This is a genomic window from Bradyrhizobium dasycarpum, from assembly GCF_042019905.1.
In the GTDB taxonomy this organism is placed as follows: Bacteria; Pseudomonadota; Alphaproteobacteria; order Rhizobiales; family Xanthobacteraceae; genus Bradyrhizobium; species Bradyrhizobium japonicum_B.
Window position 1 is genome coordinate 2,881,401 of the sequence record NZ_CP169574.1, and the last position, 13,519, is coordinate 2,894,919.

At 65.2% G+C, this 13,519-nt stretch carries 11 protein-coding genes; 9 read left to right on the top strand and 2 right to left on the bottom strand.

Features of this window, described 5'->3' with window-relative positions; translation table 11 throughout:
- The first annotated feature begins 62 nt into the window (after positions 1-62).
- Positions 63-1,790 carry a SulP family inorganic anion transporter gene (locus ACETMP_RS14025; protein ID WP_375161385.1) on the top strand — a complete coding sequence of 576 codons (1,728 nt, stop codon included), beginning with the start codon at positions 63-65 and terminating at the stop codon, positions 1,788-1,790.
- Between the two features lie 514 nt (positions 1,791-2,304).
- The gene (locus tag ACETMP_RS14030) at positions 2,305-3,693 is read left to right on the top strand and encodes an MFS transporter (RefSeq protein WP_375161386.1); all 1,389 of its coding nucleotides are present in this window, start codon (positions 2,305-2,307) and stop codon (positions 3,691-3,693) included.
- Positions 3,694-3,700: 7 nt separating this feature from the next.
- Here the strand turns inward: ACETMP_RS14030 and ACETMP_RS14035 are convergent, their stop codons facing one another.
- Complete coding sequence (locus tag ACETMP_RS14035; protein WP_375161905.1) at positions 3,701-5,320, bottom strand: B12-binding domain-containing radical SAM protein; 1,620 nt, start codon at positions 5,318-5,320, stop codon at positions 3,701-3,703.
- A gap of 268 nt (positions 5,321-5,588) precedes the next feature.
- On the opposite strand from ACETMP_RS14035, the gene ACETMP_RS14040 reads away from it, so the two are divergent.
- The 7 genes from ACETMP_RS14040 (at position 5,589) to soxA (ending at position 11,795) form a co-directional block, all read left to right on the top strand.
- On the top strand, positions 5,589-6,038 hold the full coding sequence (locus ACETMP_RS14040) for a (2Fe-2S)-binding protein (protein ID WP_028135089.1): 450 nt from the start codon (positions 5,589-5,591) through the stop codon (positions 6,036-6,038).
- 11 nt (positions 6,039-6,049) lie between these two features.
- Positions 6,050-8,236 (top strand): molybdopterin cofactor-binding domain-containing protein, encoded by a 2,187-nt coding sequence (locus ACETMP_RS14045; protein WP_375161387.1) that lies wholly within the window; start codon positions 6,050-6,052, stop codon positions 8,234-8,236.
- Between the two features lie 55 nt (positions 8,237-8,291).
- Entirely contained in the window at positions 8,292-9,563 is a 1,272-nt protein-coding gene (locus tag ACETMP_RS14050; RefSeq protein ID WP_375161388.1) for an FCSD flavin-binding domain-containing protein, read from the top strand.
- Positions 9,564-9,800: 237 nt separating this feature from the next.
- On the top strand, positions 9,801-10,226 hold the full coding sequence (gene soxX / locus ACETMP_RS14055) for a sulfur oxidation c-type cytochrome SoxX (RefSeq protein ID WP_375161906.1): 426 nt from the start codon (positions 9,801-9,803) through the stop codon (positions 10,224-10,226).
- 8 nt (positions 10,227-10,234) lie between these two features.
- A complete protein-coding gene (locus ACETMP_RS14060; protein ID WP_375161389.1) occupies positions 10,235-10,702 on the top strand; it encodes a SoxY-related AACIE arm protein in 468 nt (155 codons plus the stop codon).
- Positions 10,702-11,019: a thiosulfate oxidation carrier complex protein SoxZ gene (gene soxZ / locus ACETMP_RS14065; protein ID WP_375161390.1), complete on the top strand. Its 318-nt coding sequence runs from the start codon at positions 10,702-10,704 to the stop codon at positions 11,017-11,019. Before ACETMP_RS14060 ends, soxZ begins: the two co-directional genes overlap by 1 nt.
- Complete coding sequence (soxA, locus tag ACETMP_RS14070) at positions 11,016-11,795, top strand: sulfur oxidation c-type cytochrome SoxA (RefSeq protein WP_375161391.1); 780 nt, start codon at positions 11,016-11,018, stop codon at positions 11,793-11,795. The genes soxZ and soxA overlap by 4 nt, the downstream gene beginning before the upstream one ends.
- Positions 11,796-11,845: 50 nt before the next feature.
- Here the strand turns inward: soxA and ACETMP_RS14075 are convergent, their stop codons facing one another.
- Positions 11,846-13,513 carry a regulator gene (locus ACETMP_RS14075; protein WP_375161392.1) on the bottom strand — a complete coding sequence of 556 codons (1,668 nt, stop codon included), beginning with the start codon at positions 13,511-13,513 and terminating at the stop codon, positions 11,846-11,848.
- Between the last annotated feature and the right edge of the window lie 6 nt (positions 13,514-13,519).

The following is a 13,519-nucleotide window of genomic DNA, read 5'->3' on the forward strand; positions in this document are numbered from 1 at the left end:
CACCAGCCTGCCGCCGGTATGGGCCATAGCCCGCAGGGCGGCCGGCCATTGGAGTGAACTCCGTGAACGATTGGACACGTTGGGCCCCCGGAATCCATACGCTTCGCCACTACGAAGCTGATTGGCTTCGGCAGGATGTGTTCGCAGGTCTCGTGCTGGCGGCCATGCTCGTTCCGGTCGGAATCGCTTATGCCGCGGCGTCCGGCCTGCCGGGCATCCACGGGCTCTACGCCACCATCGTCCCTCTTCTTGTCTACGCGATGTTCGGTCCGAGTCGGATCGTCGTGCTTGGCCCCGACTCGGCGCTGGCTGCCGTCATCCTCGGCGTGATTGCCCCCTTGTCTGGCGGTGATCCGGTGCGCGCAGCAATGCTTGCCGCGATGATGGCGCTCGTTTCAGGAGCTGTGCTCATTGTGGCGGGCATCGCGCGGTTGGGGTTCTTGACCGAGCTTCTGTCCAAGCCGATACGCTATGGCTACATGAACGGCATCGCGCTGACCGTCTTGATTAGCCAGCTGCCAAAGCTGCTCGGCTTCTCGATCGAGAGCGAGGGCCCGCTGAAAGACCTTTGGGCTATCGCCACCGGGATCCACGAAGGCAAGATGAACTGGGCCGCATTCGCAGTCGGGCTTGGCACGCTGATCGTCATCCTGCTGCTCAAGGGCAACAAACGACTTCCGCGAGTCCTGATTGCCGTCGTCGGAGCGACCCTTGTCGTGGCACTGCTTGATCTGGCAACCGGTCATGGTGTGAAGGTCCTGGGGCCACTTCCGCAAGGTCTGCCGGCTTTTGCTATTCCCAGGATCGGATACAGCGATCTGATCCCCGTGCTGGCCGGCGGATTCGCCATCGCTCTGGTCTCGTTCGCCGACACCAGCGTGTTGTCGCGAACCTATGCTGCGCGTTTGGGTGACAAGGTCGATCCGAACCAGGAAATGGTGGGTCTTGGCGCGGCCAACCTGGCGACCGGCTTCTTTCAGGGTTTCCCGATCAGCAGCAGTTCGTCGCGTACGCCGGTTGCCGAAACCGCCGGCGCGCGCACCCAGCTGGCGAATGTCGTCGGCGCGCTCGCGATCGCGTTCCTGCTACTGCTTGCGCCCAATCTGTTGCAGCACCTGCCGAATGCCGCATTGGCGGCAGTGGTGATCGCAGCCGCGATCGGCCTGATCGAGATCAACGATCTCAAGCGGATCTACCGGATCCAGCGGTGGGAGTTCTGGTTGACCGTGCTGTGCTTCGTGGGCGTGGCCGTGTTGGGTCCAATTCCGGGAATCGGCCTCGCCGTTGCGGTGGCCATTGCGGAATTCCTGTGGGACGGATGGCGTCCGCACTCCGCGATTCTCGGGCGCGCCTACGGTGTCAAGGGCTATCACGACATCACGAGATATCCCGATGCCCGTTTGATCCCCGGACTGGTGCTGTTCCGATGGGATGCGCCGCTGTTCTTCGCTAACGCTGAGTTCTTCAAGGAGCGAATTCTGGCCGCGATCGAGACATCGCCAACGCCTGTGCGCTGGCTGGTCGTCGCCGCCGAACCGGTCACGAGCGTAGACGTTACCGCCTGCGATACTGTTGCCGAACTGGACGAGGCGCTCAAGGCCAGGGGCATTAAACTCTGCTTTGCCGAGCTCAAGGATCCCGTGAAGGACAAGCTGAAGCGTTTTGGTTTGTATGCTCAGCTTGGCGAAGCCCAGTTCTTTCCGACCATCGGCTCAGCCGTTTCGAGCTATCTGGAGATCAATAACGTCGCGTGGGAGGACTGGGAGGACCGGGTCAAGGTTGGCCCGTAGAAGGGTAGAGCGGCGAATATTACCCGCTCGCACCTGCAGTGACTGGGCCTACCCGCGAGAACGAATCAGCCTCGCCGGCAGATGAGTTGCCGCACAGCAAAGGAGTATTCCGGATTTCCCTGAGCAGGATCTGCATGTCGGCGGCCCCTTCCATCGCCCTCCAGGAAAGCTCCGCGCGCCTGCTGCGGGAGTGTTGATCCGGCTCGACGTCGGCCGACAGATGCGCGCTGCGGGCTTCACCGTATGCGTCCGCGGTTTGCATCCGCAGGGGTTTGGCCGATGCGTCAACGTGATCGCAACCGCCGACGCGGCGTTTCGAAAATCCCTTATCTTTCAAGGGGCATTCTACTGTGCATGGGGTTGTTTTTCGATTTTTTGTTTTGAGCCCCGGGCACCGCCGCCGCACCTTTTCGCGCATGGAGAGCATGCAAGCGGATGGCTGTGGAAGGCGGTCCCGCCGTAGTACATGCCAATTGTACCTTGGAGCCACGCGCCGGAGCGCCGCGCCAACGCAATGACAACCACGTTCCCCGCCGCCGCGCGCGAGCCCGACCGCCCCATCGCCGATGGCCTCCCGGCAGCCCAGCGCCGCTGGGCGATCGCCGCGATCTTCACCGCGCTGGCGATGGCCTCGCTCGACACCGCGATCGCCAACATCGCCCTGCCCGCCATTGCCGCCGATCTGCACGTCAGCCCGGAGCAGTCGGTCTGGGTCGTTAACGTCTACCAGATCGCGCTGGTGGCAACGCTGCTGCCGCTCGGCGCACTCGGCGAGATCGTCGGGCACCAGCGCATCTATCTCGGCGGCTTGATCCTGTTCACCATCGCCTCGTTGTTCTGCGCGGTGGCGTGGTCGCTGGAGAGCCTCCTGCTCGCGCGCACGCTGCAGGGCCTCGGCGCCAGCGGCATCATGAGCGTCAACACGGCGCTGGTGCGCTTCGCCTATCCCGGACGGATGCTCGGCCGCGGCTTCGGCCACAACGCGCTGGTGGTCGCAACCGCCTTCACCTTCGGACCCTCGATTGCGTCGGCCATCCTGGCGTTCGGTCCGTGGCCCTGGCTGTTCGCCGTCAACATCCCGTTCGGCCTCGTCGCGACCGGCATCGGCTTTGCGATGCTGCCGAAGACGCCGCGCGCCGATCACGGCTTCGATGTCCTCGGCGCGATCCTGGCGTCGGCCTGCCTCGGCCTGTTCATCACCGGCATCGGCAGCGCCGCGCACAATCTGTCGCCTGTGCTCGTGGGCATCGAGCTGGTCGCCGCGCTCGCGCTCGGCTTGATCCTGACGCGCCGGCACGCCGACCATCCCGCGCCGATGCTGCCGATCGACCTGTTCGCCCGGCCCATGTTCGCGCTGTCGGCGGCAACGGCCGTGTGCTCCTTCGCGGTCCAGGGCCTCGCCTTCGTCGCGCTGCCGTTCTATTTCGAGGACGTGCTCGGCCGCTCGCAGGTCGAGACGGGCTTCTTCATGACGCCGTGGCCGCTGGTGGTCGGCATCATGGCGCCGATCGCCGGACGCCTGTCCGACCGCCATGCCGTCGGCCTGCTCGGCGGCGTCGGCCTCGTGCTGCTCGGCCTCGGCATGGCGCTGCTCGCGACGCTTCCCGCCAACCCCGCCATTGCCGACATCATCTGGCGGATGGTGATCTGCGGCATGGGGTTCGGCTTCTTCCAGGCGCCGAACATGAAGGCCGTGATGTCGAGCGCGCCGCCGCATCGCAGCGGCAGCGCCTCGGGCATCGTCGCCACCGCACGCCTGACGGGACAGACCACCGGCGCCGCGCTTGCCGCCGCCTGCTTTGCGCTCGCCGGCCACGAGGGCGCAACGCTGGCGCTGGCGCTCGGTGCCGGCTTTGCCGCCCTCGGCAGCGTGATGAGCTTCCTGCGGCTGGCGGTGAAGTAAGGCCCCCTTAAGCCAGATGCCGGGCAGCCGTCATGCCGGACGTCGCCGCCGGAACGACCGTCTCGTCCTCGATCGCGGCAAGGCGGGTGTCGATGGCAGCGATGACCTTGCGCGAGTACGGTCCGAGGTGGGCGTAGGCGGCGATCATCTGCACCGCGATGCGTGCAGATGACGTATCGCGCTTGGCGCAGTTCATGAAAGCCTGCCACAGCGGCCCCCGCGCCTCGGGAAGGGCGGTGACCACTTTGTGCACCGTATCCATGGCGCCCAGCTTGGAGCGGATATCCCCTTCGGCGAGCTCGGAGCGCTGCCTGGATCGATCGAGCAACGTCATCAGGCGTTCGATACGTCCCGCATAGGCTGCGGGGCTGTAGATGTGCTCCAGCACCCGCTTGTAGTCCGTCAGAATGTCGCGCAGCGGGCGGACCGGATCGAAGTTGATGCCGGCCGTGCATTGATCGGCACCGATGGTCGGCGCCACGTCGTGGCCCGGATGCAGCCGCCCTTCGCGCTCCAGTCGCCGCGTCAGCTGCGTGTTCGGCAACGCGTAGAGCAGGCCGACCATGGCGACGGGAATCGCGGCCTCCTCGATGAAATCGATCATCGCATCGGCCATCGAGACCTTCTCGTTGTCGAAGCCGACGATGAAGCCGGCGGTGACCAGCATGCCGGCGGCATAGATCTTGTGGATGCTCTCGGCGATGTTGCGCCTTGTGTTCTGCTTCTTGCGCATCGCGACCAGGGTCGCGGGATCGGGACTCTCGATGCCCACGAAGATGGCGAAGAAGTTGGCCGCGCCCATCAGCTCCAGGAGTTCGGGATCGTCGGCGAGATTGACCGACGCCTCGGTCGACAGCTCGAAGGGGTAACCATGGGCGCGCTGCCATTCGGCGAGCTGCGGCAGGAACTGGCGGAGCGACTTCTTGTTGCCGATGAAGTTGTCGTCGACGAAGTCGAGATGGCCGCGGTAGCCCATCTTGTAGAGCGTCTCGAGCTCGACGAACATCTGCTCGATCGTCTTGGTCCTTGGCACGCGGCCGTAGAGCTCGATGATGTCGCAGAACTCGCAGGTGAACGGGCAGCCGCGGGAATATTGCACTCCGAGATAGAGATAGTCCTCGAACTTCAGGAGGTCGAAGCGCGGCACCGGCGTCCTGGTGACATCAGCCTGGAACTTCGGCGCGGTGAAGGTGCCGGAGCGTGCCCCGCTCTCCCAAGCCGCGATGAAGTCGTCGATGACGCTCTCGGCCTCGCCGAGCACCCGGAAGTCGGCCTTCTCATAGATGTGCGGGCTGGAGGTCGGATCGGGCCCGCCGACGACAACCGGCTTGCCCGCCGCTCGGCACATATCGATCAGGCGCAGCGTATCCGCCTGCTGCGGCAACATGCCGCCGGTGAAGACGACGTCGGCCCAGGCAAGCTCGTCGTCATCGAACTCCTGCGTGTTGCAGTCGATCAGCCGGACCGTCCAGCTCTCGGGCAGCATCGCGGCGACGGTGATCAAACCGAGCGGAGCCGCGGGACGCCGCACCCCCATCAGCTTGCAAGATTCGCCAAAGCTCCAGAACGATTCCGCCGTGAACAGCGGATAGAGCATCAACACGTTGCAGGGGCTTGGCACGTCGATGGAACTCCTTTTGCGTCGGCGCAGTGTAGCAAAGCGCGGTCGTCTTGCATCCCGGCAAAAAGGACAAACTGTCGCTCGGCCACATGCGCTGGAACCGCAGACGTCGCCTCAAGCCCGGCAGCCGGCGCCTGAAGAGAGATCTTGCGGCCCGCGATAGCCAGATTCTTCGGCAGCGACCCCTCGGACTGTTGATTTGAACCGTTCCAGTTTGCCGGACACATTGCGCGCCTGAGTTCAATCGGTGGATTGGGCCAATCAGGGGACTGCGATGGCAAACCTAACAATCAACGGAAAAACCTTCACCCTCGACGTCGAGCCGGATACGCCCTTGCTGTGGGCGATTCGCGAGAATGCCGGCCTGACCGGCACGAAATACGGTTGCGGCATTGCACAATGCGGTGCCTGCACGGTTCACATCGAAGGCGTCGCCACCCGCTCCTGCGGGGTTTCGGTCAGCGAGGCCGAGGGCAAGAAGATCACCACGATCGAAGGGCTCGCCTCGGGCGACACCCTCCATAAGGTGCAGGAGGCCTGGATTGCCCAGGACGTGCCGCAATGCGGCTATTGCCAGAGCGGCATGATCATGGCCGTGGCCGCGCTGCTGAACGAGAAGCCGAAACCGACCGATGCCGACATCGACGAGGCCATCACCAACATCTGCCGCTGCGGCACCTTCCAACAGGTGCGTGAAGCGATCCACACGATCGCCAGCGCGTAAGGAGCCGCCCCATGAACGAGCATGTTTCTCCCAGGATGAACCGCCGTGCCTTCGTCATCGGCAGCGCCACGCTGGGCGCCGGCCTCGCCATCGGCCTCGACATCCCCTTCGGCGGCCCCGCCGTGGTCCGCGCCGCGGACGGCTCGCCCGAAATCGGCGCCTGGGTCGTGATCAGGCCCGATGACACTGTCGTGATCCGCATCGCCCGCTCCGAGATGGGCCAGGGCTCGCTCACGGGCCTCGCCCAGCTCGTGGCCGAGGAGCTCGAATGCGACTGGACCAAGGTCACGACCGAATACCCGACACCCGGCACGAGCGTCGCCCGCAAGCGCGTCTGGGGCGATTTCTCCACCGGCGGCAGCCGCGGCATCCGCTCCTCGCAGGATTATGTCCGCAAGGGCGGCGCCACCGCGCGCGTGATGCTGATCCAGGCCGCGGCCGACGGATGGAAAGTGCCGGCCTCCGAATGCACGGCCGAAAACAGCGTCATCACCCATAAGCCCTCGGGCCGAACCACGACCTACGGCAAGGTCGCCGAAGCCGCCGCAAAGCTGACGCCGCCGACAGAGGTCAAGCTGAAGGATCCGAAGGACTGGAAGCTGATCGGCAAGGGCGTGAAGCGGCTCGACACCCTCGACAAGACCACCGGCGCCATGATCTACGGCGCCGACATCAAGCTGCCGGGCATGCTGAACGCCGCGATCAAGGACTGCCCGGTGTTCGGCGGCAAGCTGAAGAGTTTTGACGAAGCCAAGATCGCCGCCATGAAAGGCGTCAGGAAGGTCGTCAAGGTCGGCGATACCGCGGTTGCCGTGGTCGCCGACACCTGGTGGCACGCCAAGACCGCGCTGGAGGCGCTGCCGATCGTCTGGGACGAGGGTGACAACGCCAAGGTCTCGAGCGAGTCGATTGCAAAATGGCTGGCCGAGGGGCTCAAGGACGACCAGCCGGCCTATGTCGGCAACAAGAACGGCGACGCCAAGGCCGCCATCGCCAGCGCAGCCAGGAAGGTCGAGGCCGTCTACTCCTATCCCTACCAGAACCACGCCACCATGGAGCCGATGAACGCCACCGCGCTCTACACCGCGGATAAATGCGAGGTCTGGTGCGGCACGCAGAACGGCGAAGCGGCCTTCGCAGCCGTGCTGGAGGCCTCCGGCCTGCCGGCTGAGAAGTGCGACGTCCACAAGGTAATGCTTGGGGGCGGCTTCGGCCGGCGCGGCCAGACCGATTATGTCCGTCAGGCCGTGATGATCGCCAAACAGATGCCGGGCACCCCGGTCAAGCTGCTGTGGTCGCGCGAAGAGGACATGGCGCACGGCAGGTATCACCCGATCACCCAGTGCAAGATGACCGGCGCGTTCGATGCCAACAACAATCTGATCGCGCTGCACTACCGCCTGTCCGGGCAATCGATCCTGTTCTCGCTCCGCCCCGAAGCGCTGCAGAACGGCATGGACCCGGCGGCCTTCCAGGGCGTCGCCCAATCCGGCGAGGCCGCGTTCGGCTATTCGGTGCCGAATCTGTTGATCGAGCACGCGATGCGCAACCCGCACGTCCCGCCCGGCTTCTGGCGCGGCGTCAACGTCAATCACAACGCGATCTACATGGAATGCTTCATGGACGAGCTGGCCCAGGCCGCAGGCCAGGACCCGCTCGAATTCCGCCGCAAGCTGATGGGCAATCACCCCAAGCACCTCGCGGTGCTCAATGCGGTCGCCGAGAAGATCGGCTGGGACAAGCCGGCCCCGCAGGGCGTCTATCGCGGCATCGCGCAAGTGATGGGCTATGGCAGCTATGTCGCCGCCGCCGCCGAGATCTCGGTGACCGACGGCAGCAAGATCAAGGTGCATCGCATCGTCGCCTCCACCGATCCCGGCTACGTCGTCAATCCGGCGCAGGTGGAGCGGCAGATCGCAGGCTCCTTCGTCTATGGCCTCTCCGCGCTGTTCTACGGCGGCTGCACCGTCAAGGACGGCAAGATCGAGCAAACCAACTTCGACACCTACAATTCGATGCGCATCGGCGAGATGCCGAAGGTGGAATCGGTGATGGTGCCGAGCGGCGGGTTCTGGGGCGGCGTCGGCGAACCCACCATCGGCGTCGCGGCGCCGGCGGTGCTCAACGCGTATTTCGCAGCGACCGGCAAACGCATCCGCTCGGTGCCGCTGCGCGACCAGAACATCACCTTTGCCTGAGACACGCGGCGGCGGCCACGACGGCCGCCGCCGCATGCTTTTCCGGACAAGTCCCATGAATGTGCCGGTGACACGGCGGAATGCCGTCCTCGGCATCACCGCCGCGGCCGCATCGCTCACCATACCTTCGATCCTGCGCGCGCAATCGGCAGGCCGCATCGTCGTGGTCGGCGGCGGCTTCGGCGGCGCGGCCTGCGCGCGTGCGCTCAAGCGCGCCGGCGCGAACCTGCAGGTCACCTTGATCGAGCCGAACAAGATCTTCGCCTCCTGCCCGTTCAGTAACGAGGTGATCGCCGGCCTGCGCAAGATGGAGACGCAACATTTCGGCTACGACAAGCTCGCTGCTGCGGACGTCACCGTGATCAGCCAGGCCGCCGCGAAGATCGAGCCGCAGCAGCGACACGTCACGACGGCCGATGGCACGGTGCTGCCCTATGATCGTCTCGTGCTCTCGCCCGGCATCGACTTCCATGTCGAAGCCCTGCCCGGCTACGACGAGGCGGCATCGGAAAAAATGCCCCATGCCTGGAAGGCAGGCGCGCAGACGCTGCTTCTGCGCAAGCAGCTGGAAGCGATGGACGACGGCGGCACGGTCGCCATTGCCATTCCCGCCAATCCCTCGCGCTGTCCGCCCGCGCCTTACGAGCGCGCCAGCCTGATCGCGCATTACCTGAAGACGAACAAGCCCCGCTCCAAGGTGCTGATCCTCGATGCCAAGGACAATTTCTCCCAGCAGCGGCTGTTCGAGAAGGCTTGGAAGGAGCTCTACGGCGACATGATCGAGCGCATCGCGCTGTCGCAAGGCGGCCGCGTCACCTCGGTCGATCCGGCGACCATGACCATCGTCACCGAATTCGGCAATTACACGCCCGATGTCGCCAACGTCATCCCGCCGCAACGGGCAGGACGCATCGCCGAGATCGCGGGCGCTGCAGATGCGACCGGCTGGTGTCCGATCGATCCCGTCAGCTTCGAGTCAAAACTCGTCCCGAACATCCATGTCATCGGCGATGCCTGCCTCGGCGGCGGCATTCCCAAATCGGCATCGGCTGCAAGCGGGCAAGGCAAGGCCTGCGCCGCAGCGATCGTCAGCCTGCTCGCGGGTCGCACACCGGAGGCGCCACGACTCACAGGGGTCTGCTACAGCACCGTCGCGCCCGGCTACGGCTTCTCGCTCGCCGGCAACTACCAGCCCAGGGGCGACATCTTCGCCGAGGTCGAGGGCGGCGCCACCAGCCCGGTCGACGCGCCACGCGAATTGCGGGCGCGCGAAGCGATCGAAGCGGAGCGCTGGTTTGAAACCATCACGGCTGAATGTTTTGGCTAGCGCAGGATGAGAGCAAGCTGTCGCCACGACCACGATGCGCTCCCTCCCCCGCCTGCGGGGGAGGGTTGGGGAGAGGGTGTCCCCACTTGTAAGACTCCCCAAGAGGAAAGAGCCCTCACCCGCGCCGGAGCCTGTCATCGGGCGCGCCTTCGCGACCCGTTGGGCGCGACCTCTCCCGCAAGCGGTAGAGGCAAGTGGAGTTCGCGGCGATCTCAGTCGCCCCATCGAGCATTTGCGATCGCGGTATTGATTGTGGCGGGCTTCTCCTCGCCTACCCACGCGGACGAGCTCGTCGCCTATGAGATCGTCGGCGACGGCATTCCCGCCTCGCTCACCGGCTCGCCCGGCGATGCCGTGCGCGGACGCGCACTCGTGCTCGCGCGCACCACGACCTGCATCCTCTGTCACTCCGGCCCGTTCCCAGAAACGCGATTCCAGGGGGATCTCGCGCCCGACCTTGCCGGCGCCGGGAACCGATGGACGGTGAGCCAGTTGCGGCTTCGACTGGTCGATGCGTCACGATTCAACGCTCAGACCATCATGCCGTCCTATTATCGCACCGACGGCCTCGTGCGGGTCGGACGCAACTTCGTCGGCAGGCCGATCTTGTCGGCTTCCGAGATCGAGGACATCGTGGCCTTTCTTGCAACGCTTCGCGACTAGGATCGTTCATGCCAACCACGCGACGACAATTCCTGAGCCTCGCCGGAGGCGTCACAGCCGCCGGGACGATCCCGGTCGTCACCCTGCGTCCGCTTCAAGCAACGCCCGCGATGCTCAATCACGCGATCCGCAATATCGTCGGCGAAGCCCCGATTCGCACCGGCAGGGTGAAGCTCGACATTCCGCCGCTGGTCGAGAACGGCAACGTGGTGCCGATGACGGTGAGCGTCGCAAGCCCGATGACGGCAGATGACCACGTCAAGAGCATCCACGTCTTCAACGAGAAGAACCCGCAGCCGAACATCGGCAATTTCTATCTCGGCCCCTTCTCCGGCCGGGCCCAGGTCTCGACCCGGATCAGGCTCGCCGACACCCAGAAAGTGGTGGCGATCGCGCGCCTGTCCGACGACACGTTCTGGCAGGTCGCCGCCGACGTGGTCGTGACGCTGGCCGCCTGCACCGAGGAAATGAACTGATGGCCGCGCTCATCAACGTTCCCGCCAAGGCCAGACGCGGCGACGTCATCGAGATCCGCGCGCTGACCTCGCACATCATGGAGACCGGATTTCGCCACACCGTGGACGGCAAGCTGGTGCCGCGCGACATCATCACGAGCTTCACCTGCCGCTACAACGGCGCCGAGATCTTTCGCGCCGATCTTTTTCCGGCGATCGCGGCCAATCCGTATCTGTCGTTCTTCACCGTCGCCAAGGACAGCGGCAGATTCGAGTTCGAATGGATCGGCGACAACGGCTATTCGACAACCGCATCGGCATCGATCACGGTCGAATGAGCGTTTGGCGCGCGATAGCGGCGGCGGCCTTGTTCGCCGCGGCCCCTGCCTTGATTGCCGGCGAAATCCCGCCCGATGCGCGCCGATCCGGCTATTCGTTCATGGGGCCGGATACCCGGGCGATGCAGGACGACGACACCTCCAATCCGGCCATGCTGTTCGTGCTCGATGGCGAAGCGCTCTGGACGAAGAAGACCGGCAGCGCGGAGAAGGCCTGTGCGGATTGCCATGGGGAGGCGCGCGCCAGCATGAAGGGCGTCGCGGCGCGCTACCCCGCTATCGATAAGGCGCTTCGCCGCCCCGTCACGCTCGACCAGCGCATCAATCTCTGCCGCGCCGATCACCAGCAGGCAACGCCGCTGCCCTACGAGAGCCGCGACCTCCTGGCGCTCTCCGCGTTCGTCGCCCATCAATCGCGCGGTGTCGCGATCACGGCCGGCGACGATCCGCAGGCAAAACCCTTCGTGGAGCAGGGCCGCGAGCTCTTCATGCAACGCGAGGGCCAGCTCAATCTCGCCTGCACCCATTGCCATGACGACAATTTCGACAAGCGCCTCGCGGGCGCGCCGATCACGCAAGCGCAGCCGACCGGCTATCCGCTCTACCGCCTGGAATGGCAGACGCTGGGATCGCTCGAGCGGCGGCTGCGGAGCTGCATGACGGGCGTCCGGGCCCAAGCGTATGACTACGGCTCGCCCGAGCTCGTCGCGCTCGAGCTCTATCTGATGTCGCGCGCGCGTGGCCTGCCGATGGAAACGCCGGCGGTGCGGCCCTGAATGAAAGCGGCCGGCATTTGCCGGCCGCTTCGAACGCGCTCGCGGGTTGCCTATTCCGCCGGCGCCGCCGACATCTCCGGATGCGCGGCATAATGTTCGCTGGCGCCGAGCTTGCTGGCCGCGAACAGGCCGGCGGCCATCGCAGCGTAAGCCAGCGCGACCGCAGGCGTGACGCCAAAGCCGCCGCCGATGCCGACGGCCTCGCCATGCATGAAGCCGAAATAGGTGAGCACGGCACCGACCAGAGCAAAGGCCGACGCCTTCTCGAAATCGCGCTCGATGATGAAGACGCCGATCGCGCCGAGGATGAGGCCGCCAAGGATGGAACCGCCACCCATCACCTCCAGGCCGTGATAGAACACGCCCTGCTGCGGCAGCGCGGCGATCGCGGCCGCCTTGACGGCGTCGGCCTTGTCGGCGGCCATGCCGCCGACGGTCGCCGCCGCGTTCATGGTGGAGCCGAGCATGGTGTCGATCTGCAGCTTGGCCCAGGCGGCCAGATGCGGCGTCAGCGCCAGCACGATCGCGGGCGCGTGCTTGACCGGCGTGGTCTGGAAAGCCTGCGCACCGATCAGCATGCCGATATAGAGCAGGATCGGCGAGATCGCGACGACGGGCACGAGGGCCAGCAGCACCGAGATGATGCCGAACCAGGACAGCACGATCACCATGATGCCGGTCGCAGCGGAATAGCCGATCCGGCCGCCCATCGCCTTCCAGCCGGGATGGCCGATATAGACGGCGTTGATGAAGGGATTGCCCATCAGGCAGCCGATCAGGCTGACGACGCCGTCGGCCGTGAGCACGCGCGTGGTCGGATAGTCGTCGCCGGCCGCTTCCGCGCTCTCGACATTGTCCATGGCCTCGACGAGGTCGTAGATGCCGAACGGAATGGCGGTGACCAGGATGATGCCGAGGAATTCGAAGCCGGAGAAGACATAGCCTATTGCCGGGATCGGCACCGAGAAGCCGAAATTGGCAAATGCCGCGCCCACGCCCGCAATGCTCAAGCCGCCGAGGCCTAGCCCGAACAGGTTGGAGCCCCATGCGATGATCATGCCGACGGCGATGGCGACGAGGCCCGCGGGAATGCCGCGCGGATACTTCACACCGCCGAACCAGCTCACCAGGATGATGGCGAAGCAGACCAGACCGATCTGCGGCGTCATGTACATTTCCAGCGCCGGCCGCATCGAGATGAAGGTGACGGAGACGCCGGCAAGCGTGCCGAGCAGCGCCGCGCGCGGCGTGATCTTGCGAATGAACGGCGCAATGAAGCCGCCGATCATGAGAATGAAGCTCTGGAAGAACACCCAGACCAGGCCTGCGGACCAGCCCTTGAGCGGATCACCGGTCTTCAGGGTGATCGGCAGCATGATCACGAAGGTGACGATGAACATGTGCGGCACGCTGACGCCCGACGGCAGCGCACAGACATCGTTGCGGCCGGTCTTCTGCGCCAGACGGTAGGCAAGGTAGGCGTAGTAGAAAGTCGACAGGCACATCATCAGCCCGAGCGCGGGCAGGATGCGGCCGAACACCAGACTGTCCGGCATCTTCAGGACGAAGCGCAACAGGCCCGTGAGCACCAGCATGTTGACGAGGATGTTGGTGCCGAAGCCGAAAAACGCATTCCAGTCGCCCGATGTCCATAGCGCCGGCTTGAACTCGGACTTGTTCAGATCAGAACTGCCGGCCGCCCCCGTCAATGTGCTCATGATAGT

What these genes read in the sequence shown, in the direction of transcription:
- ACETMP_RS14030 (WP_375161386.1), top strand. Translation starts at nt 2,305, where the DNA reads ATGACAACCACGTTCCCCGCCGCCGCGCGCGAGCCCGACCGCCCCATC.
- ACETMP_RS14040 (WP_028135089.1), top strand. Translation starts at nt 5,589, where the DNA reads ATGGCAAACCTAACAATCAACGGAAAAACCTTCACCCTCGACGTCGAG.
- ACETMP_RS14045 (WP_375161387.1), top strand. Translation starts at nt 6,050, where the DNA reads ATGAACGAGCATGTTTCTCCCAGGATGAACCGCCGTGCCTTCGTCATC.
- ACETMP_RS14050 (WP_375161388.1), top strand. Translation starts at nt 8,292, where the DNA reads ATGAATGTGCCGGTGACACGGCGGAATGCCGTCCTCGGCATCACCGCC.
- ACETMP_RS14060 (WP_375161389.1), top strand. Translation starts at nt 10,235, where the DNA reads ATGCCAACCACGCGACGACAATTCCTGAGCCTCGCCGGAGGCGTCACA.
- soxZ (WP_375161390.1), top strand. Translation starts at nt 10,702, where the DNA reads ATGGCCGCGCTCATCAACGTTCCCGCCAAGGCCAGACGCGGCGACGTC.
- soxA (WP_375161391.1), top strand. Translation starts at nt 11,016, where the DNA reads ATGAGCGTTTGGCGCGCGATAGCGGCGGCGGCCTTGTTCGCCGCGGCC.
- ACETMP_RS14075 (WP_375161392.1), bottom strand. Translation starts at nt 13,513, where the DNA reads ATGAGCACATTGACGGGGGCGGCCGGCAGTTCTGATCTGAACAAGTCC.